This is a genomic window from Caballeronia sp., from assembly GCF_028292365.1.
Taxonomy (GTDB): Bacteria; Pseudomonadota; Gammaproteobacteria; order Burkholderiales; family Burkholderiaceae; genus Caballeronia.
Window position 1 is genome coordinate 1 of record NZ_JAQGMM010000069.1, and the last position, 19,723, is coordinate 19,723.

Sequence of the window (19,723 nt, forward strand, 5' to 3'; positions counted from 1 at the left end):
GCGACCAGGGAACTTCTCGCGACGAGCTTTCGGCTGGGGCAGTAACGGTTCGAGTCGTCGCCATAATTCGTCATCAATGATTGGCTTGTCCATCCCTTGATCTCGTCGTCACGATGACAAAGGTTAACAGCATGTCCATGAAGTTAACAGCCCCCTTCACGTCTTTTTGAAACCGCCTCTAATTGATTACTCGTAGGCTTATAACCGCACCTAAAAGAAATATTTGCGTCGGCGAAAACGAATGATTGCGAGCGTCCGAGCGAGGTCGTCCTTGACGGGAATCGCGATTAGGAGAGGGAGAAAGCGAAGTTAGGAGGCGTACCAGGGCCACTGATCGGCAACGGCCCACGGAAACAGTTCGCTTACCTGATTAACCTTATTAACCGGATGGTCGGCAATGCGAGAGAAGATATGGCGCAGGTAAGCCTCGAGATCGAGGCCGTTGAGTTTGGCGGTCGCGGCCAACCTGTAGATGGCGGCGCCTCGCTCGTCACGACGTCCGGCATGAACTGTCCGCCCGTCCCGCCCTCGCCAATCTGATCAGCAAGACCGTTAGTAGACGTTGCTAAAGGCACCTGACAATTCCGCCTTCATCTGATCTAGCAGCCCCGTGACCGGAGCGTAGCTCGTGTGGACGAGGTGTAGCCGGTCATTGAATGTCGCAGCGCCAATCACCTGCTCACCCACGAGACCGAAGGCGACAGCCGGTCCCCAGCTCGCCGATTGCTTTCAGCCTGGCCCGGTCCACTTTACCTAATGAATTGCGCGGCAACTGGTCAACTACGATGAGCCGCTCCGGCATCTTGTAGCTCGCTACCCTGGTGGACAGATCGCGCAACACGTCCTCGACCTCCGTCGCGGCTTCGCTCAGTTCAACGAACCCAATCACGCGCTGACCGAGGACTGCGTCCGGCACTCCAACTATCGCTGCCTCGCGCACACCGCGATGAACAGTAAGCGCATGCTCAACTTCGGTCGGCGAGATGTTCGACCCGCCACGAATGATCAGGTTTTTCTTTCTGGCGACGTACCAGAAATCGCCGGCCTCGTCCTGGCGCAGCACATCGCCGGTGGCCCACCAGCCATCCTTGCGTGCATCGTCGATGCGTCCGGGGCCGAGCCAGTAGCCCACGAACATGTTCGGCCCGCGCAGCAACAGTTCGCCCGCTTCGCCGTGCTTGACGGGGTTGCCCTCTGCGTCGACGAGGCAGACCCGGTCCATGTCGACCGCGCGGCACACCGGCCCGATATCGAATCCATAGGTGAACGTGCCCGCGCTTTCGCTCATTCCTAGAAAGTTGCGCATCCGGACGCCGAACACCCGCAAAAACTCTTCCTGCAGACTCGGCGGCGTCGTGTCGCCTCCGACGAGGCAGGTGCCCAGCGACGTGACGTTGCGTGGCTGCACGATCTGCCGGGCGATCGCCTCCGAATACATGAACGGCAACCACATCAGCATCGTGCAACGGTGCAGTTCTATCAGGTCGAGCGCGGCTGCTGGCTCGAACCGGTCCATCAGAACGCAGGTACCGCCTGTGGCTAAGGTGGTCAGTGCAGTGAACAGCCCTGCCCCATGCATCATCGGCGTGGCAATCAGCGCGACATCGTACGGTCTCAACGCAATGGCCTGGCATGCCTGCATCATCGCGGACACCGTGCGCAGGGTATGCGTGACGAACTTGGGTTCTCCCGTCGTGCCGGACGTTGACAGGAGAAGCGCCGGTTCATCGACGCACACCGGCGCGAATCGCACCTCGTCCGCCTGCTGCGCGACCAACTCGCACCATGCCCGGGCGCCCGTGTCGCGATCCGAACCGTCGACAAGAAACCGCTTGTCGGCATCGAGAATGGAAGCATCCATCCCGGCAATCGCGCCGTATAGATCAATCTGACCCAGATACAACGAAACCTGCAGCCGTCGCAACTGCGGCTCGAGTTCCGTACGGGTGAGCCGGGTATTCAGCGGTACCGCAATCATGCCGGTCAACATGCACGCGTAAAATGCGGCGACGGTTTCCAGTTTGTTCGTCAGATGCAGTGCGACGCGATCGCCCGGTCTCAGACCCTGAACGAGGAGGGCTTGTGAAAAGCGTCTGACGTACCGTGCCAGACGATCATAGGTCCACGTGTTATTTCCGGCGATCAGCGCAATGGCATCGGGGCGGGCTGCGGCAGACTCGAACAGGCGTTCGTGCAATGTAACGAGTCGCGGCGTCTGGTTGGATTGGAAGGGAATGGCGGGACAAGACATGGCGGTGTTCCAGAAGGTCGATTGGCTGTCGATGACAGGCGTGTCTTCAGAACAAGCAACGCTCGCACTTTATTCCGGCGCTTGCGCTGCGGCCAACCTTCAACCTGCAACCTCCAATCTCGTTCCCCACGCCGATGACAACGGCATGTATATCCAGCGCCATCATCTAGTCCAGCGGCACGGTAATAACGGCACGCCCTGCGGCACGTTTCACCAGCTCCGCGTGGTGCGATGGCTGGGCCCACCACCTTGCCAGTCCACGCGGATTCCGGTGACCCAGCACAAGCAGGTCCGCGTTGACCAGGCCTGCATACTTGGCCATGCTATCAACCACGTTACCTGCCGCGATGTATCCGCGCGCAACCGTTCCGCTCTCTCTCAAATGATCCAGCGCTTCCTCCAGGAGCCGCTTTGTCGCGCCTTCCATCTGCACACACGCCATGTCCGATACGTATCCGACACTGCTGCCGATAGCCGAGCCAATATCCATCACCGAGAGAACATGAACGGTAGCGGCTAACGCACACCCCAGACGTGTCGCGCGCAGTAATGCCGATTTGGATTCAAGTGATCCATCGTAGTAGACGAGCAGATTGTAGTGGTCAGGCATAGGGACTCTCGGTCGTGCGACGAAGGAAGTTTCGCCGGATCTGTAATTTCCATAACATCCTGGGGGACGCGGTATTCCAGAAAAAGCGCAATTCTTTTTGTCGCACGCGGCGCGGAATAAGACTGCAACAACAGATGTTCAGAGAAGGACGATTCAGAGCCAAAGGGACCGATTAGGCGAAAGGGGATCGGGCAATTCGGACTGCGGAATTACCGTTCCCTCTTTGCATGCCTGTTTCTTTGCGCGCACTCGGGAAACGTTCGTTCGCGTGCATCGCAGACAGAGACGATCGCGGCGGTTCCCGCGTCGTCTGCACCACCGGGAAATCCGCTCACAGTCCAGCGTCTTTTGCCGTTGCTTCAAGCTCCGGGCTGAACGCCTGATATCTTTCATTGCTTGTGACGAGCGCCTGTCCAGCCTGAACATTGTTCCATTGATCCAGCGACATTCTTCCTTGCTTCTTCGTCTGCAAGATTCCCCATGGCTTCCGATAGTAGATGGCCCAGGATGTGATGGAAGCGTTCTCGTTAATCAGGAGATTGATCTTGGCGAAACAGGAAGGCGGCTTGCCGGAAATGTTATTGCTCGCCTTGTTGCCGTCGTAGAGGGTGCATGGGCTATCCGACAGATACAGCTTGGCCGTGTCGGGCTGCTCGCCATTGCGGGCTTGCGAGTAGTCTTCCATGATGTCGGGCCATGCAAGGATCAGTCTCTCCTCGGCGTGGCCAACCTTATCCCTCAGACCCTGAACCCCGACCTCAGCCGCAATCTTCTCATTGATGTTTCGTCGATCCATCGCAGAGATCGCTTGCCCGGAGTTCCGAACGGCCGCCTGTTCGATTCGGTCCTTGAGAGCCTGGCCGATCACCTGCACGACATTCTGTGTGGAGTGCGTAGCCCAATAACCGCTGTTTCCAGATGCCGAGCTGGATAGCTCGACGACGGCCCAGACGCAATTCCTTCCCTGGTTGGCCGCAAGAATCGACTTGAAGGCCTGGCTCAAACTGTTCGAGGTAACGATGTGATTCGGCAGCACTCGGATTCTCCTTTAGAAGTTGGGGCATGAAAATATCGACGTCGGGCCATGCGTCTCTGTTCAACACCCCATGAGCCTTTTTATTCCGCTACGCGATGGAGACGAGATACGGCGACAAGATACCGAGACCCCCGGTTTGCCGCGAATAGATTCCATTGCGCGGCCATGCATCGAGGCGCACCCTGTCCTATACTCCTTAACTTTTCGGATCGGCATCCGCTGTCACGCTGCATCATGTCCCCACTCCAGCCATCGTCGCTTGTTCTCCGATACGCCCTCATCGCACTCGTCCTTGCGGCTGTCACCGGAGCGTTCGCGCGGGTCGCGGGCTGGATTCACTGGCCGGGCAGCGAGCCCACGCTGACACCGGCCCGAATGATCGATGCCTTCGAGAACAGCATGGGCCTGCACGCCGGCTTTCGCCGCAATCATGCCAAGGGTGTGTGCGTGAGCGGCTACTTCGACAGCAACGGCAGCGCCGCCGCGCTTTCGCGTGCGAGCGTGTTCGAGCGTGGCCGCACGCCCGTGATCGGGCGTTTCTCGGCGCCGGGCGGCGATCCCTCCCAGGACGACGCCGAAGCGTCCGTGCGCAGCTTTGCCCTGCTCTTCTCAGTGCGCAACGGAGAGCAATGGCGCACGGCAATGAACTCCGTGCCGATCTTCGCAGTTGCCACGCCACAGGCGCTATACGAACAACTGGTGGCTCTGCGCCCGGATGCGCGGACCGGGCGGCCGGACCCCGCGAAACTGAACGCGTTCCTTGCGAAGCACCCCGAAACAATGGCCTTTCGCCAGTGGATCGATACCCATCCGCCTTCCTCGGCTTTCTATAATGCGAGTTACTTCAGCATCGACGCGTTCCGTTTCGCCGACGCCAATGGCAACACGCGCTTCGTCCGCTGGAGTGTCGTGCCCGACACGCCTTATGCGCCGTCGAACGACCGTACTAACCCGGCGCGCGATCCCGACTTTCTCGCGCATGATCTCAGCCTGCGCTTGCAGGCCGGCACCGTTTCCTGGCGCCTCATGCTGACGCCGGCAGACCCGGGGGACCCGGTCGACGACGCAACGCGCGCATGGCCTCCCGCGCGCGAATTGCATCGGGTGGACGCCGGCAAGATCGTGATCGAGCGCGCCGAGAGCCAGATCGACGGCGGCTGCCGGGACATCAATTTCGATCCGCTGATCCTCCCCCATGGCATCACGCCATCGGACGATCCGCTGCTTGCCGCGCGCTCGGCGGCCTACGCGGTTTCGTTCGACCGGCGAACGCGCGAAGAGGCGGGCGTTGGCACGCATCGGCGTTAGCGAGGGCGGCATCGAGACCTTCATTGATGCATTGAAGACCGCTTTCACACGTTATTCGGTCTCAAGTTAAACTACGCCGTTCGAACTTCGTGGCGAAAAAAAACGATGGCGAACGGTAGTGCATTTTTTGTGAGGTGAACGCGTTCGCAGTGCGGTGTTCGCCGTGCTGTCGAACACGTCTCGGGGAACATGGGAGATTTTCGTTCAATGAACGACGCAGATTTACCGAGCATGCTTCCCGAAATGCTGCCGCGCTTGTGGGCGTTCGCGCTTCGCCTGTCGGGCGACCAGCATGACGCCGAGGATCTCGTGCAGCGCGCCTGCCTGCGCGGGCTCGAACGTGCTCATCAGCTTCAGCCCGGCACGGCTCCGTTGAGCTGGATGTTCTCGATTGTCCATTCAACCTGGATCAACGAACTGCGCGCCCGCAGCGTGCGCAAACGGTCGAGTTTTGATTGGGACGACGACTTCCTCGAGAATCTTCCCGACCCTGTCGACAAGGGTCCCGAAACGCAATTGATGCACGGGCAGATCATCGACGCTGTCGAACGCTTGCCGGAGGCGCAGCGCGCTGTGATGCTGCTTGTCGCCGTCGAAGGCCTGAGCTACCAGGAAGCCGCCGACGTGCTCGAGGTGCCTATCGGCACGGTCATGAGCCGCCTGTCGCGCGCGCGCCAGGCGGTCGGCGCGCTGCTTGGCGGCGAGACGCCGAAAACCCGGCCCGCGAAGACACAAAAGGATTCAATCGCATGATGGCTGACGACGCTCAACTTCTCGGTTACGTAGATGGCGAACTGTCGCCCGAGGGTCGCCGCGCGGTCGAAGCACAACTGCGCGCGTCCTCCGAAGCAAGGGAAAAGGTCGCGCTGTTGCGCGCTTCGCGACTCGATTTCGAGGGCGCTTTCGCACAACAGAATCTCCCGCGGGTGCCTGATTCGCTGAAGCTCAAGGTCGACGAGATGGTCCGCGCGCATCGCGCCCTGGAATCGAACGACCCGGCCCTGCCCCCCAGCGAAAAAGCGCTCTCCGAACCCGTGCGCTCGCGCTTGCGCGGCGTGCCGGTCTGGCTGGCCGCGGCCTGCGTGGCCGGGGCTTTCGCCTGCGGAACGTTCGTGCGGCTCGGCCCGCTTGCAAGCCCGTTTTCGAGCCCGTTTTCAAGCGGTGGCGCGCAGATGGCCGCCAACGCCGACGTGTCGCCTTGGGTAGCGGCGGCGGTCGGTTACCAGAAGCTGTACACGCGCGACACCGTCGCGTACACGCAGGAAGATCCGGCGGCCGCCGCGAACATCGTCAAGGATATCCGCAGCGACGACCGGCTCGCCCTGCGCATTCCGGACCTGACGAGCGCCGGGCTGACGTTCAAGTCAGTGCAACGCCTGCGCTTCAACAACAAGCCGCTCGTGCAGATCGTCTATCTGCCGCAAAATGGCCCGCCCATTGCGCTGTGCGTGATGAAAGACCCCAAGCCGGACCAGCCGGTTGCGACGAAGACGGTCGATGCAATGAACGTCGCGACGTGGCGGCAGGCGGAACTGAGCTATGCGCTTATCGGGAAGCCGGGCGACGTCGATTTCGCCGCGCTGGGCAAGCGCATCTCCAATCTCGACATGGCTCCGCTTTTCAGCGATGCCTCGCCGATCGACCGGCCCACGTCCGGATGACGGCATGCCCGAGCGCGTCGCGCGACAGCGACGCATCGGGCAGTGGCGCGGCGAATTGCAGTAAGCCATTGCAGTAAGCCTTTACTGCGACCGGGCGTGCGTTAGACGAAATACTCAGGCGCTGGCAACCCACCAGAACGCAGTCCCGTACCACGCGGCTCAACGGCCGACGCGGGTTCGAACAAAAACCTGAAAACCCGATGGAATAATGTAAAGCCACAGGTGTTATGTCATTAGCCCTTATGGCGTCATGCGGGTCGGGGCGAGGTGCCCCAACCCGCGAAGAGCGAAGACAGGCCTTATGAATCCGGACGACATCGAATTGATGGCCTACGTGGACGGCACACTGCCGGCCCGCGAGCGCGAAGCCGTGAAGCGCGCGCTGAGCGGCTCCTCCGACGCGATGCAACGCGTCGCGAGGCTCAAGGCGTCGCGTTTGCCCTATGTTGAAGCTTTCGCGCAGCAGGCTCTGCCGCCGGTGCCTGAAAGCCTGAGCGCGCGGATTGGCGACATGGCACACGCGGCGAAAAAGGCTGCGCGAGATCCCGCGCGGAGCAAGTCACCGAGCCGGCAAGGCGCGGCCGCGCCGCCCGGGAGCGATGCGAGCGCCAACGACGCGGTCGTGCCGCATCCTGTCAGCGACACGGTGTCAGCGACAATCCGCTCGCGCTTGCGCATCGCGCCCGCGCGGCTCGCCGTTGCGTTCGTCGCAGGTGCGTTCGCCTGCGGGCTCGTACTGCGCCTCGGGAACGGCGCCGGTGCCGGACCCGCGTCAATGCCAGGCGCATGGGTCGCGTCGATGGGAACTGGGGTGTCGCCCTGGGTCGCGGCCGCTGCCGGCTATCAGCGGCTCTATTCTCGCGACACGCTCGCCAATGTCGAAGCCGATCCCGCGCTGAGCGCGAAAACTGCCGCGCAGATTCGCGACGACGATGGCCTCGCCGTTCGCATTCCAGATCTCAGCGCTTACGGCCTCACGTTCAAGCGCGTGCAGCGCCTGCGTTTCAACGACAAACCGCTCGTCCAGATCGTGTATCTGCCCGAACGAGGCGCGCCCGTCGCCTTGTGCGTGATGAAGGAGGCCAAGCCCGACGCGGGACTGACGACTCGGCATGTTGCGTCGATGACGGTCGTCACCTGGCGTCAATCCGAACTCGGTTACGCGCTGATCGGGCCGCCCCACGGCATCGATATGAACGCACTGGGCGACAGCATTTCCACCCGCCGTGCCGCACCGCTCTTCGGTTCCCTGCCCGCACCCATTCCGCTTGCCGCCCTCGACAAGCCAGTTCTTCCGGCCACGGAATAATTCGCGCGCTTCGCTGTTGTGTTGAAGAGGCCGGCGTTACCCGGCATCGTCAACTTGCGAGCAAAGCACATGGCTTATCGACTGCGGACATGGACCTTGGGGTTTGTGTTGCTGGCTGCGCTATCCTCGCCCGCACGCGCGGCCTGGACGCTCGTCAGCGCGGATTCTCCGGTTACTGTGGTACGTGCGACGAACGTGTTCGCACCCGGCGCGGGCGAATCCTTGCGCGCCGACGACCTGGTTCTGTTGTCGCAACAAGGCGTCACGCAGATTCAGGATGACGACGGCACGCTCGTCGCACTCGGTGCGCAATCACGCGTGATGCTGCAGGCGGATGGCCACATCGCCTTGCTGCGCGGCTGGATGAAGATCGCTTATGCGTGCAAGGCTGCGTCGTGTCCCCAACGGGTCGTAGAGACGGAGCGCGGCGCCATTCGCCTGAGCACGAGCGCGGCGGCAATCGTCGCCACGCCCGACGATACAGGCGATATCGCCGTGTTCAGCGAAAGCGGTGTGCAAACGCTCGCCTTAAAACCGCCGCTGACGATCAATGCGGGCAGCTTCGCCAAGCTCTCCGGCAGCGCGCCCGCCCACATTCTGCCGCGGCCATCGAGCGCGTTCCTTGCTGCCATGCCGGCCGCGTTTCGCGATGCGTTGCAGCCGCTCCCCACCGACGCCACGCCTTCCAGCGCCGCCTTGAAGCCGCTGCGACCAATCACGTACGACGACATCGCGCCGTGGCTCACGAGCACGCTTCCCGCGCGCAAGCGCTTTGCCGCGCGCTTTCACACACGGCTCGCCGACAGCGCGTTCCGCGCATCGATCGAGAGCCATCTGAATGCGCTGCCCGACTGGCGCGTGTTCCTTTATCCGCCCACGCGCGCCGTCAATAGAACAATTCGTTATCCATAATAACGCCGCGACACAATCCCTTACGACACGCCATGAAACTCAAGCTTTCGCTCAGCGTCAAATTCAACCTCGTGTTCCTGCTCATCTTTTCGATCGGGCTTGTCGCGGCCGGCATCGTTTCGGATCGCCTTCTGCAAAAGCAGGCGCTTGAGGAAACTGTTCATGACGCCAACGTGCTCATCAGCGCAGCGGCATCGATGCAGAACTACACGGCCGCGCACATCACGCCGCTCCTCGCGACGCAGATCAAATACCGGTTCGTGCCGGAATCCATACCCGCTTTTTCGGCGATCGAAATGCTCAATCTGCTGCAGAAGGATTTCCCTAATTTCTCGTACAAGTCGACGATGGTCAACCCGACCAATCCGCGCGACCGCCCCACCGATTGGGAAGCCGATGTCATCAGCCATCTGCATGACCGGCCCGGACTCAAGGAGCTGACCGGCCAGCGCGATTCGCCCGGCGGCCGCACGCTGTTTCTCGCGCGCCCGAGCCGCATCACCGATCCCGCCTGCATGCAATGTCACAGCAATCCGAGCGCGGCTCCCGCCACCATGCTGGACAAGTACGGCTCCGCGAACGGCTTCAACTGGCCGATGAACGAAGTGATCGGCGCGGAATTCGTGTCGGTTCCCATGGCACAGCCGATCGAGCGCGGCCGCGCGATCTGGCGCGCGTTCATGCTGTCGCTCGGCGGCGTGTTCGCGGTCGTACTGATCGTGATGAATGTGATGATGCATCTGCTGATCACGCGGCCGATCCAGTCGCTGTCGCGCGCCGCCGATGAAATGAGCCTCGGCAAGCTCGGTGCGACGCCCTTGCCAACGGGCGGATCGGACGAGATCGCATCGCTTGCCGTGTCGTTCGGACGTATGCAGACGAGTCTCGTCGAGGCGTTCAGGATCCTCGACGAAGAAGAGGCCTGAGCCGTGCCCTCCCCGGCCGACTTCCCCGCGCGGCTTGGCCGCTACGTCATCGAACGAATACTCGGGCGTGGCGCGATGGGCGTCGTCTATCTGGCGTTCGATCCGCATATAGAACGCCAGGTGGCGCTGAAGACCATCCGGCGGGAACTCACGGCCGATGAAAGGCCGGGTGAAACGCCGGACGAATCCACGCACGATCTCACCGCCCGTTTCCTGAACGAGGCGCGGGCAGCTGGCCGTCTCGTTCATCCGAACATCGTGGCGGTGTACGACTACGGCGAAGCCGGCGATACCGCTTTCATCACGATGGAATACGTGCGCGGCGAAAGCCTGGCTGCGCGTCTCGCTCAGCACGTACGCGCCGGCTCGCGCATGGGTTCGCCGCGTGCGCTGAGATGGTTCGTACAGCTACTCGACGCGCTCGATTATGCTCACAATGCGGGGATCGTTCATCGCGACATCAAGCCGGCCAATCTGCTCATCGCGCAGCGTGGCGAATGCAAGGTTGCAGATTTCGGCATTGCGCATCTCGACACGTCGTACCTGACGCAATCCGGCACGATGCTCGGCACGCCAAGCTATATGTCGCCAGAGCAATTCACCGGCGATGCCGTCGATGCGCGCGCCGACCTGTTTTCGGCGGCTGTCGTCCTCTATGAAATGCTGACCTGCGTGTGCCCGTTCACAGGAACGCCAAGCGCGGTCATGCAAAAGATCCTCAACGATTCGCCGCCCGCGCCAAGCTCCCTTGTGCCGGATCTGCCGGGCTATATCGACGCGATGCTGATGAAAGCGTTGTCGAAACGTCCCGAAGACCGCTTCGCTTCCGCGCGCGAATGGCGCGACAAGTTGCTTGCTGAACTCGCCGCCGATAACGAGGACGCCGAGCGCACCGTGCTCGGCTATGCGAGTCCCGCTGCCACGCTCGATGCAGCGCCCGCGTCAGGAGCATCCAAAGCGTCCGGGGTATCGAGAAATTGGCCGCCCGAATGGATCGCGCAACTGGAGGAGCGGCTCGCCAGTCACGTAGGCCCGGTGGCGACCTTGCTGCTGCGGCGTGCGTCTGCCAGCGCAGTGGATGTCAACGCGCTACGCGAGCGGCTCGCCACGTACCTTCCCGACGACGACGCGCGCCGCGATTTCGATTCCCTTTTGTCGCAACTGGATGCCGGTTCTTCGCGCGCGCTGCCGGCGCAAAAGATCAGCGTCGAGCAGGTGAGCGACGCCACGCGCCGGCTCACGATTTATCTGGGCCCGATCGCACGCGTCATTGTGCGCCGTGCGGCTGCGAGCGCCCCCGATCTGCACACGTTCCATGCGCGTCTGCTCGATGCCGTGCCGCAACAGAAAGACCGCGACGCGCTACGCAGCGAGTGGGAGAAAGAGCACGACTAACCGGCATCGAGCAGGCGCAGGAACAACGCGGTATCGAACGGCCCGTCATGCCGATGCACGATCTCACCCGCATCGGACCACCATACGCTGTCTGCCGCGCGCGACGCGACGCCGGATGACTGCACCCGTAATGCCGTCAATGACGCCTCGAGCTCTGTCAGTGAAAAGGCCGGCTTCAGGGTGGATAGCGCGAGCGCCGCGGCATCGGCATGCCACGATGAAGCGCTCACGCATGCGTCGACATCGACCGGGCGCGCGATCACGAACGGAAAGTAGCGTCCAACCGCATCGATGCCCGGCATCAAAACGCCGGTGTGCGCGTCTTCGGCGATCACCCCGCGCCGCGTCGAGAAGCACCACACGGGCATGGCGAGATATCGGCTCAGCCAGTCGTCGGCATAGCGCTCGCGAGCGGCAACAAGGCCACGCTGCAGCCATGCATCCCAAAGCGCCAGAAATCCGGCGGACAAGCCTCGCCCAACGAAATCGCCGTGCGTGCGGACTTTGCCGTAGAAGCCCGCGCTCATCCGATCGTCAGGTTTCATAGCGAGGCGGGGCAACGAAAGCGGTCGAGCACGCCCGCGCGAAACGGATTGTTCACGCTGTTCGCGACGAGCGCGAGCGACACGCGGCCCCCATCGAAGGACACGTTGAAGTGATCGGCTTGACCGGACTGCTGGATGCGCGCGGCATCGAAGAGATGAAACAGCGCCCACGGTCCGTCCGCGCGCGGCGGCGTGCCTTGCGCCGGGTCGAGCTCGACGTGCGCCTGCGCCGTGCCTTTTCCACTCGGCCACTGGAACGCGGCAGTGGCGTTCGGCGCGTCGCTCGGCGCGATGAGTTGCTGACCGTCGATATCGAGCACAAAGCGGTTGAGCGACGGATCGACCGACGCGACCTTCACCGTGAAGCGCACCGAGACATCCCGGCCGCCGTCGCGGAACAATGCGTCGCGCAGCATTGCCGCGTTCTGGAATTGAACGGGAACATCATCAGGAATGCCAAGCGATTTCGCTTCCGGCCGCCATTGCCACACGGCGCCGGAAGTATCCACGCGATTCTGCAGATTCTTCTGGAAGAAGTCATCGATAAGGCCACCCGGCGCCAGGATGCGCGCGAAGTCGTCCGGCGCGGCGTCGCGCGTCGACGTCCTCACGAGCGGAAAGCGCCCGTCGAGCGCCTGCCTGCACGCGGGCGCCACGCTCGCCGCCCAGAGCGCGCGCAGTTGTGCGCGCTCGCTCTGAAGCTGGACGGTATCCGAGTTGCCGGCCACGCCTTGAAGCACGGCCGCGAGCGGCGCGGGCGCGTTCTGTGAAAGCAACTTCAGGCGATCGAGCGGACCCGTCGCGGGCAACGGCAATGACTGCTTGCGCGCGGTGTCGTCGGCCTGCAGCGTGGCGGCCGCGTCCTTGAAAGCGTTAATGGCTTCATCGAGCGCCGGACCGGCCAGGTCGTGCAGCGGCTGATAATGGGTATCGACGAGTGTGGGCGCCGGTGCTTCCCCCGCTCCCGCTCCTGCTCCTGCCTCCAGCGCCCGGCCGACGTTCTGCCTGAGCGCATCCAGCTTGCCCGGCGGTGCGGGCGCCGGAGTGAACGTCGTCTCGCGCGCGGCGGCCTGAATCAGGCCGCGCAACGGCGATGCCGGCGATCCCAGCAGATTCGCAATGCGCGCGCCCTGATCCGGCGTGGCAAACGGCACGACACCCACATCGGCGAGCAGGCCATCCCATTGGCGAATCGTTTCCTCGCTGTAGAGCCGGGTCAACGCAGCACGTAGCGCCTCCGTGTTGCCGGGATCGGGATGTGCCTCTGCACGGCCGAGCACCCAGTCGTCCTTCGACACATTGGCGAGCGCGGCCTCACGCAAGCGCACGAACGCGTCAAAGCCTGTGCGCGTGTAGGCGCCATCGACTCCTTGCGTGAGCGGCGCTCCGCTCTTCCTCACGAACACTAGCAGGCCGCTCGGTCCGGCGGCTTTCGCGATGGTGAAGTCCGGCAGGCGAAGCTGCGCCAGTTGTTGCTCGATGCGGCCATCGAGACGCTGCGCGAGCGGCACGCGATTCAGCGTGGCCCGCGCCTGCGCAATCAGGTTCTGGTCGAGCGGCAGGTTCGAATCGAATTGCCCCCGGCGGAACAAGGCTTCCAGATGCCGGTCGATGCTGGCGCGCTGCGCGTCCGTCGCGTTCTGAAGCGCGCCGCGCTGCCAGGCGTGCATCGCCCAGACGCGCAGCGCAGCCGGGTCGAAGTGCGTCGGATCGCCGAGCATCAGATACGCCCGCAGCGCCTCGTATTGCGTGGCCGCGCTGTCAGCGTCGCCGCGGCGCAGTTGTTCTTCCATGCGCTGCACGACGATCGGCAGCAGCGTCTGGCGCAACAGGCGCTGATACACGCGCTGCGCTTCCAGTCCGAGCTTCTGCCGCTGGTCGAGGCCGAGCTTCGCCCACCACGGGTCACGGCCCGCCGAGCGCTCGGCCTCGCCGCCGGGCAGATCGCGCGCGGCGTCGAGCAGCGGCACTACCGCCAGCGGATCGTCGCCGGCCGTCGTCTGCTGCGCGCGCTGCGTCAGCGCGGCAATCTGCTGGCGGCTTTCATCGACGAAGCGGCGGTTCGCCCGATCGCTCGCGAAAAGGCCGATCAAACCCGCCGCCAGCAACACGCCGATCACACCGATCGCCACCTGCTGAAAACGCGCGCGGCGGCGCTCCACGCGCGGATTGCTGCCCGCAATGCCCGCTTCCTCGAAGATCACATCGCGAAGCAGGCGCTTGACGAAGTAAGCGCGCCCGCTCGATGAATCCGTCAGCAACACCTCGCGCTGAAGTCCGAGCGATGCCGCCATCGAACTCATCATCCGGTCGAGCGGCCTGCCGGTCTGCGTCCCGCTCGTGAAGTAGACGCCGCGAAGCATGGCGGCGCGAGCGAAACGCGATTCACCGAACGCGTCCCCGAGGAAGCGCTGCAACGCGCCTTCGATGCCCGCGAACTGCTGTGGGAAAGCGTAGATCAGCGCTCGCCGGCGAACGTCCGTCTCCTGCTGCATGCGCTGCAGCACGCGATCCTGCAACCGCCGATGCAGCAAACGGAATTCATCGGGGAAACGCTGCAGCGGGGAGCCGGCGTTCACGTCGGCGTTCGCAGCGTTCATAGCGTTCGCGACCTCCTCGCGATCCGCCAGCGGGAACGTGACGCCCCAGACCTGCTCGCGCTCGTCGCGGCCGAAGTCGTCGAAAAATTCGGCGAAACCGGCGAGCATGTCGGTTTTTGTGACGACGACATAGACCGGTAATTGCACGCCCAGTTGCCGGTTCAATTCGGCGAGGCGTTCGCGCACGGCCGCGGCATGTTTCGCGCGCGCCTCGTCGGACTGTTGCAACAGATCGGACGCCGACACGACCGCCATCACGCCGTTCAGCGGGCGGCGCGGGCGATACTTGCGCAGCAAGGAGAGAAAGCCGAGCCATGCGCCACGATCGGCTTCCTCGTGACTGTCCTGCGTCGTGAAGCGGCCCGCGGTGTCGAGGAGCACGGCGTCGTCAGTGAACCACCAGTCGCAGTGACGCGTACCGCCGACGCCGCCGATCGCCTGCGCGCCAAGCCGGTCCGCGAGCGGAAACCGCAGGCCCGAGTGCACCAGCGCGGTCGTCTTGCCCGCGCCCGGCGCGCCGACGAACATGTACCAGGGCAAGTCGTAGAGCGTCCGGCGGCGTAGATTGAGCCATGAAAAAACGCCGCGCATTTTGCCTTTGTCTGCCGACGACCCCTGCACGTGCCGAAGCGTTTTCATGGCCTCTTCGAAGCGCGTGCGCAAGATCGCGAGGTCGGCAGCCGCGGCCTTGCGCGCGGGACTTGGCTCGCGATTCGCCGGATCGAGCGCATCGGCGACGAGCCCGCGCACAAAGTTCGAGCTCGCGATGCGCGTCTTCACAAAGCGTATGCCCCACCATAGCGCCCAGCACGCGAAGATGAGCGCAACGGCTGTCCAGCGGCGCGATTCGCTTTCGAGCGGCGCGTGGCCATCGAATGCGAACAATGGACCTTCGAACCACACGAGCGCCGACAGCGCCAGCACGCCGGCAAGCGATAGCGCTGCCGGTCTCTTCAATCCGCTCAACCACTTCATGGCGCTGCTCCTGGCGAAAGAATGTCGATGGTCACGCGCCGGTTCCTCGCGCGTCCGGCCGGGCTGTCATTCGATGCAACCGGTTCAGTGTCGCCGCGGCCTTCGGCCGTGACGCGCGAAGGCGTCTCCAGCTTCGCGGCGATGATGGCCCGCACCGTGTCCGCGCGTGCCTGCGACAGCGCGACGTTGGACGGGAACCGCGCCGACACGATGCGCTGGTTGTCCGTATGCCCGATCACGACAATGTTGCCGGGCTTGTCCTGCAAGGCCTGCGCAATGCGCTGCATCAACGGCGCGAAGTGCGCGTCGAGCTCCGCGCTGCCCGATGCGAAGAGCTGCGTGCCTTCGGCCGAGTTGTTGATCGTCACGGTGGTCCGGTCGGCGGACTCGCTGACCGAGACGAGTCCTTGCGCGATCTCCGGCGCAAGGAATCCGGCGAGCGCCGCCGAGACCCTGGGCGCGGCGCTCGTCTTCGCTGCCAGCACCGGCGCGGGCGCGACGCGAATCGCGCGCATGGAGGCGAAGACCGGGTCGGAGAAGTCGTTGATGCGAATGCCGAGCACGAGGCTCGCTGCCATCAGGACGGCCCCGGCTAGCGCCAACGCGACCCACAGCGGCACGAACTGCAGCAGCCGCTTGCGCTCGCGCGCCGCGGGCTGCCAGTGCGGCGAGAGCGCGCGTTCGATCGTGCCGCGCTGCGTGCGGATCATCTGCTCGAGCCGCTCGCGGATCACGTCGAGCTGCGTCTTGCCGCCATCGATTAGCCGGTAGCGTCCGTCGAAGCCAAGCGCGAGCATCACGTAGATCAGCTCGAGCATGTCGATGTCGACTGCCGGGGTCTGCACGAGGCGCTGCAGGATCACGAAGAGCCGTTCGCCACCCGATGCTTCGTTATGAAACGTCACGAGCAGGCTGCGCCGTCCCCACACGCCCGCGCCCCACGGCGTCGCCGCGATCGACTCGTCGATGAACGTGCACAGGCAATAGCGCGCGGGGCCGAGTTGCGCATCGGGCACGCCGAAGGCGCGGCCATCGGCTTCGAAGCGGCGCATCATCTGGATCAGTTGCGTGCGCAAGCCGTCGAGGTCCGGATGCGTCGTGAGCCGCCGCAGCGGCAACGCGAGTTCAAGGAGCGGATTGGCCGCCCGCAAAAGCGGATTGCGTCCGGCTAGCGAAGGATCGAGAGGCGCGAGCGGTGTGAGCGGTGTGAGCGCTTCCCGCCTGCCTTGCAGCCTCGCATCGGGCTTGGCGGAGTTGCGCTCTCGTTCGCGCCCACGGCCCGGCGTCGGCATTCTGATGGTGCGCGCGGTGTCGAGAAAATCCGCGTCGTCAAGTGTCGGATCGGTGTCGTTGGTCATTTCGGTATCCTTATTTCACCACCTTATGGCGTAGCGTCGTTGGCACGGTCAGCGGCGAATGGCCCAGCATTCCATCGCGAGCCCGGGGAATTCGCCCGCCACGTGCAGTGCCATTCCCGCCGATGAACCGAGCGAAGCCCAGGCATCGCTCTTGTCGTCGAGTTCGAAATAGGTGTAGCCCGCGTGAAACGGCAATTGCCGCGGAGCCACTGGCAGCGCACGCAACACAATGCCGGGCAACTGCAGATTGACGAGATCGCGGATCTTCTCGATGCTGCCAATCTTCACCTGGCTCCCGAACGCCGAGAGCAGCGTCTCGGTGGGCACTTGCGCCCGCACCGCGAGCACGAACGTCGCGCTCGTGAAGAGCGAGCGATCCCCGACCTGCGCGACGCGCAAGCCGTATTTGCGCTCCTCAAGCGGGATCGACACGACCTGCGGGTCCGCCACGCGGCTCAACGCAAGCCGTAACGCGTCGATGACCGGCGCGAAGGTTTCCTTCAGACGCTCGTGACGGTACGCCGGAAACAGAGGCGGCCGCCGGTCGCGCTGGCTGAAGGTCGCAAGCTCGCCGGCGAGCGCAACGCTCGCCTGATACAGCGCTTCGGGATGCAGGCCGGTCATCGCGCCGAAATGCATAACGAGCGGCTGTGCGCGGTTGACGATCTGCAGCAGCAGGAAGTCCGAAATCTCCGCCATGCCCGCGCCATCGGGCTGAGAAAGCCTGCCCGCGAGCGCTTCCGCGCGTTGCTGCAAGAGGCCGTTCAGTTCCGCCGCGAAGCGCGCGAGCCCGTCCGCGACGCGATAGTCGAGGCACGGCGGGCAATAGTCGCCGTCGAGCAGGATGCGCGAGTCGCTCAAGCGTTCGGTCACGCGCGCGACGCCGGCATACGCGTGCGCGTTCGCCACGTCGGGTTCGAGCGCGAGACGCAGGCGCAGCTTGCCGATCTGCAACAACGTGGCCAGTGCATCCGGGTCGTTGCTGTCGTGAACCTCGACATCGCCGGTGTCGTAGCGGGCGAGATTCTCCACGTTGTCCGGGCCTCCGGACTCCGGCGCACCCGGCCGGCGCACCGGCAACGCCAGCACGACCAGTTGGTTCGACGTGCCTTCCGGAATATCGAGCGGCACGGGCAAATCGCCGTCGGCAGGCAGGTTGAACGGCGTGCCGTCGGGCAACACGCCCGCAGCCGCACGCAGCGCGAGCTTGCCGAGCTTCAGGAGCGCCTCGTCGAGCTCCAGCTTCGTGAAACCCCAGCCATATGCGCGCAGACCGCCTGCGCGGCCTTCGAGCTGCGTCTCGACGTGGCGGTCGTGCTGCTGCAGATGCTGCGGCTGAAGGAACATGCCCTCCGACCAGATAACCTTGTTGTTCCAATACATGGCGTCAGCCTTTTGAGGAGTGCAGTGCGTCGAGCTGCGCCTGATAGGCACGGCTGAACGGCTCGCCGAAACTACGCTGGATGTCATCGCCTGCGTCGTCCGCGTCGCGCGCCACGTGTTCCCAGGTCTCGACGAAGCGCTGCCACAACCGCCTGGGGCGATTGCCGATGAGCGCGTCGAGACCGCGCGGCGGCTCGAGCGAACGTTCGATGGCCGCCGGATCGATGCGCTCCATCGCGTGGGCGAGCGCCGCGCGCATGCCCGCGACCATCGCGAGTTCGTGCGTCTGGATATCGCGGAACGCCGCGCGCATGGCCTCCTGCGGCGGCAGATAGCCGTTGTCGCGCGCGCCGAGCATTTGCGCGAGCGCCCGATCGGCATCGGGGAAGAACTTGAGCGGGTTGTTGTCGCGCTCTTCGATCATCGTCATCGCCATGCGCGTCTCGCGCTTGGTCATGGCGCGCGAGCGCAAGGTCGCCATGGCGCCTTGCGTCGCTTCGCGCAGCATCGCGCCCACAAGGCGTGCAAGGTCCGCAGGCTCGACATCGCTCACGGCGGAGGGCTCAATGCCGAGCCCTTCGATCAGCGCATCGATCAGCGCGGCTTGATCGATGTGGTGATCCCGCGCTTCATGAATCGGCGAGCGCGATGGTATCGACGCGACGTCGGGTCTCGGCAAAGGCAGGCCAGGCATATCGTCATTCCGCGCGAACGGAGGCGGCTCCGGCACCGCGGGCATCGCCGACACAGCCTGTTCCGGCGACACATGTTCGAAGCTTCGCGACAACAGCACGGACTTCTCCACCGCACGCGCGCCGATATCGCGCAGCGGATCGCGGGGACTGAGCGCGTCGATCAGCGCCTGATCGGCATCGCCGCGAAAGTGTCCGGGCTCGCGCAAAAGCGGGGTCGCGGCCAGCGGATCCGGCAGGAAAAGTGCGTCCGCTTCATCGGCTGGCGCCGCATCGTGCGGGCCGTTCCAGTCGTCGGGGATCAGGGGTGCGGGCGGCTGCGCTTCGAACTCCGGCGTACCCGGTGTGTTCGGCGTACCCGGTTTATCCCACGAGCTCGCGGGCGGCCGCGCGTCGGGCAACGATTGCGTCATGATGGTTTCGTCGACCGCGAAGCGGTCATCCTCCTCACCCATCACCGACACAACGAGCGTATACGCGCCGATCCTCAGACGGTCGCCCTGCGCAAGCGGCGCCTCGTGCGTGCCGTCCAGCACACGCTCGTTGAGCAGCGTCGGATTGCTGCCGGCATCGACGAGCACATACGCGTTCTCACGCCGCTCGATGCGCGCCTGGATACGCGAGATGCCGCGTTGCCCGTCGGTCAGCACCATCGTGCAATCCGGTCCCCGGCCGAGCGTGGCGCTCTCGTCTTCGATCTCGATGGTGCTCGGCGATGCGCCCTCGCCGCTTTGCACGGTCAATGTCAATGTCATCGGGTTC

Annotated in this window: 15 protein-coding genes and 2 pseudogenes; 7 read left to right on the forward strand and 10 right to left on the reverse strand. The window is 64.0% G+C overall.

Translation table 11 applies throughout. From position 1 onward, the window contains the following. The 5 genes and pseudogenes from JWR14_RS03975 to JWR14_RS03995 form a co-directional block, all read right to left on the reverse strand. Window positions 1–93, reverse strand: a pseudogene (locus JWR14_RS03975) (IS5/IS1182 family transposase); the annotation flags it as partial. A 216-nt stretch (window positions 94–309) separates the two neighbouring features. Continuing rightward, window positions 310–489: pseudogene (locus tag JWR14_RS03980) on the reverse strand (transposase domain-containing protein); the annotation flags it as partial. 190 nt (window positions 490–679) lie between these two features. Further along, window positions 680–2,251: a class I adenylate-forming enzyme family protein gene (locus tag JWR14_RS03985; protein WP_299701691.1), complete on the reverse strand. Its 1,572-nt coding sequence runs from the start codon at window positions 2,249–2,251 to the stop codon at window positions 680–682. A 166-nt stretch (window positions 2,252–2,417) separates the two neighbouring features. Further along, window positions 2,418–2,861 carry a universal stress protein gene (locus JWR14_RS03990; RefSeq protein WP_299701694.1) on the reverse strand — a complete coding sequence of 148 codons (444 nt, stop codon included), beginning with the start codon at window positions 2,859–2,861 and terminating at the stop codon, window positions 2,418–2,420. Window positions 2,862–3,192: 331 nt separating this feature from the next. Then, complete coding sequence (locus tag JWR14_RS03995) at window positions 3,193–3,897, reverse strand: hypothetical protein (RefSeq protein WP_299701697.1); 705 nt, start codon at window positions 3,895–3,897, stop codon at window positions 3,193–3,195. Between the two features lie 234 nt (window positions 3,898–4,131). Here JWR14_RS03995 and JWR14_RS04000 point away from each other — a divergent pair, with 234 nt between their 5' ends. The 7 genes from JWR14_RS04000 to JWR14_RS04030 all read left to right on the forward strand — a co-directional run bounded on the left by JWR14_RS04000 (window position 4,132) and on the right by JWR14_RS04030 (window position 11,408). Then, the gene (locus tag JWR14_RS04000; RefSeq protein WP_299701700.1) at window positions 4,132–5,205 is read left to right on the forward strand and encodes a catalase family peroxidase; all 1,074 of its coding nucleotides are present in this window, start codon (window positions 4,132–4,134) and stop codon (window positions 5,203–5,205) included. Between the two features lie 207 nt (window positions 5,206–5,412). After that, window positions 5,413–5,958: an RNA polymerase sigma factor gene (locus tag JWR14_RS04005; RefSeq protein ID WP_299701703.1), complete on the forward strand. Its 546-nt coding sequence runs from the start codon at window positions 5,413–5,415 to the stop codon at window positions 5,956–5,958. Next, a complete protein-coding gene (locus tag JWR14_RS04010; protein WP_299701706.1) occupies window positions 5,955–6,866 on the forward strand; it encodes an anti-sigma factor in 912 nt (303 codons plus the stop codon). Before JWR14_RS04005 ends, JWR14_RS04010 begins: the two co-directional genes overlap by 4 nt. 301 nt (window positions 6,867–7,167) lie before the next feature. After that, entirely contained in the window at window positions 7,168–8,175 is a 1,008-nt protein-coding gene (locus tag JWR14_RS04015; RefSeq protein ID WP_299701709.1) for an anti-sigma factor, read from the forward strand. A gap of 69 nt (window positions 8,176–8,244) precedes the next feature. Further along, on the forward strand, window positions 8,245–9,087 hold the full coding sequence (locus tag JWR14_RS04020) for a hypothetical protein (protein WP_299701712.1): 843 nt from the start codon (window positions 8,245–8,247) through the stop codon (window positions 9,085–9,087). A 32-nt stretch (window positions 9,088–9,119) separates the two neighbouring features. Then, the gene (locus JWR14_RS04025) at window positions 9,120–10,013 is read left to right on the forward strand and encodes a DUF3365 domain-containing protein (RefSeq protein WP_299701715.1); all 894 of its coding nucleotides are present in this window, start codon (window positions 9,120–9,122) and stop codon (window positions 10,011–10,013) included. Between the two features lie 3 nt (window positions 10,014–10,016). Beyond that, window positions 10,017–11,408: a serine/threonine-protein kinase gene (locus tag JWR14_RS04030; RefSeq protein WP_299701718.1), complete on the forward strand. Its 1,392-nt coding sequence runs from the start codon at window positions 10,017–10,019 to the stop codon at window positions 11,406–11,408. Here JWR14_RS04030 and tagF read toward each other — a convergent pair. The 5 genes from tagF to tagH are packed head-to-tail and all read right to left on the reverse strand — an operon-like array spanning window position 11,405 to window position 19,716. Beyond that, window positions 11,405–11,953 carry a type VI secretion system-associated protein TagF gene (gene tagF / locus JWR14_RS04035; protein WP_299701721.1) on the reverse strand — a complete coding sequence of 183 codons (549 nt, stop codon included), beginning with the start codon at window positions 11,951–11,953 and terminating at the stop codon, window positions 11,405–11,407. The two genes, JWR14_RS04030 and tagF, sit on opposite strands and share 4 nt — an antisense overlap. Beyond that, the gene (tssM, locus tag JWR14_RS04040; RefSeq protein WP_299701724.1) at window positions 11,950–15,528 is read right to left on the reverse strand and encodes a type VI secretion system membrane subunit TssM; all 3,579 of its coding nucleotides are present in this window, start codon (window positions 15,526–15,528) and stop codon (window positions 11,950–11,952) included. The genes tagF and tssM overlap by 4 nt, the downstream gene beginning before the upstream one ends. Next, window positions 15,525–16,886, reverse strand: coding sequence for a type VI secretion system protein TssL, long form (gene tssL, locus JWR14_RS04045; protein WP_299701727.1), 1,362 nt, complete (start codon window positions 16,884–16,886; stop codon window positions 15,525–15,527). The genes tssM and tssL overlap by 4 nt, the downstream gene beginning before the upstream one ends. A 48-nt stretch (window positions 16,887–16,934) precedes the next feature. After that, window positions 16,935–18,269 carry a type VI secretion system baseplate subunit TssK gene (gene tssK / locus JWR14_RS04050; RefSeq protein WP_299701730.1) on the reverse strand — a complete coding sequence of 445 codons (1,335 nt, stop codon included), beginning with the start codon at window positions 18,267–18,269 and terminating at the stop codon, window positions 16,935–16,937. A gap of 4 nt (window positions 18,270–18,273) precedes the next feature. Continuing rightward, on the reverse strand, window positions 18,274–19,716 hold the full coding sequence (gene tagH, locus JWR14_RS04055; RefSeq protein ID WP_299701732.1) for a type VI secretion system-associated FHA domain protein TagH: 1,443 nt from the start codon (window positions 19,714–19,716) through the stop codon (window positions 18,274–18,276). Window positions 19,717–19,723: the final 7 nt, after the last annotated feature.

Bases quoted from the DNA above. Each gene is read 5' to 3' on its own strand.
- JWR14_RS03985 (WP_299701691.1), bottom strand. From the start codon at position 2,251: ATGTCTTGTCCCGCCATTCCCTTCCAATCCAACCAGACGCCGCGACTC.
- JWR14_RS03990 (WP_299701694.1), bottom strand. From the start codon at position 2,861: ATGCCTGACCACTACAATCTGCTCGTCTACTACGATGGATCACTTGAA.
- JWR14_RS04000 (WP_299701700.1), top strand. From the start codon at position 4,132: ATGTCCCCACTCCAGCCATCGTCGCTTGTTCTCCGATACGCCCTCATC.
- JWR14_RS04005 (WP_299701703.1), top strand. From the start codon at position 5,413: ATGAACGACGCAGATTTACCGAGCATGCTTCCCGAAATGCTGCCGCGC.
- JWR14_RS04010 (WP_299701706.1), top strand. From the start codon at position 5,955: ATGATGGCTGACGACGCTCAACTTCTCGGTTACGTAGATGGCGAACTG.
- JWR14_RS04015 (WP_299701709.1), top strand. From the start codon at position 7,168: ATGAATCCGGACGACATCGAATTGATGGCCTACGTGGACGGCACACTG.
- JWR14_RS04020 (WP_299701712.1), top strand. From the start codon at position 8,245: ATGGCTTATCGACTGCGGACATGGACCTTGGGGTTTGTGTTGCTGGCT.
- JWR14_RS04025 (WP_299701715.1), top strand. From the start codon at position 9,120: ATGAAACTCAAGCTTTCGCTCAGCGTCAAATTCAACCTCGTGTTCCTG.
- tagF (WP_299701721.1), bottom strand. From the start codon at position 11,953: ATGAAACCTGACGATCGGATGAGCGCGGGCTTCTACGGCAAAGTCCGC.
- tssM (WP_299701724.1), bottom strand. From the start codon at position 15,528: ATGAAGTGGTTGAGCGGATTGAAGAGACCGGCAGCGCTATCGCTTGCC.
- tssL (WP_299701727.1), bottom strand. From the start codon at position 16,886: ATGACCAACGACACCGATCCGACACTTGACGACGCGGATTTTCTCGAC.
- tssK (WP_299701730.1), bottom strand. From the start codon at position 18,269: ATGTATTGGAACAACAAGGTTATCTGGTCGGAGGGCATGTTCCTTCAG.
- tagH (WP_299701732.1), bottom strand. From the start codon at position 19,716: ATGACATTGACATTGACCGTGCAAAGCGGCGAGGGCGCATCGCCGAGC.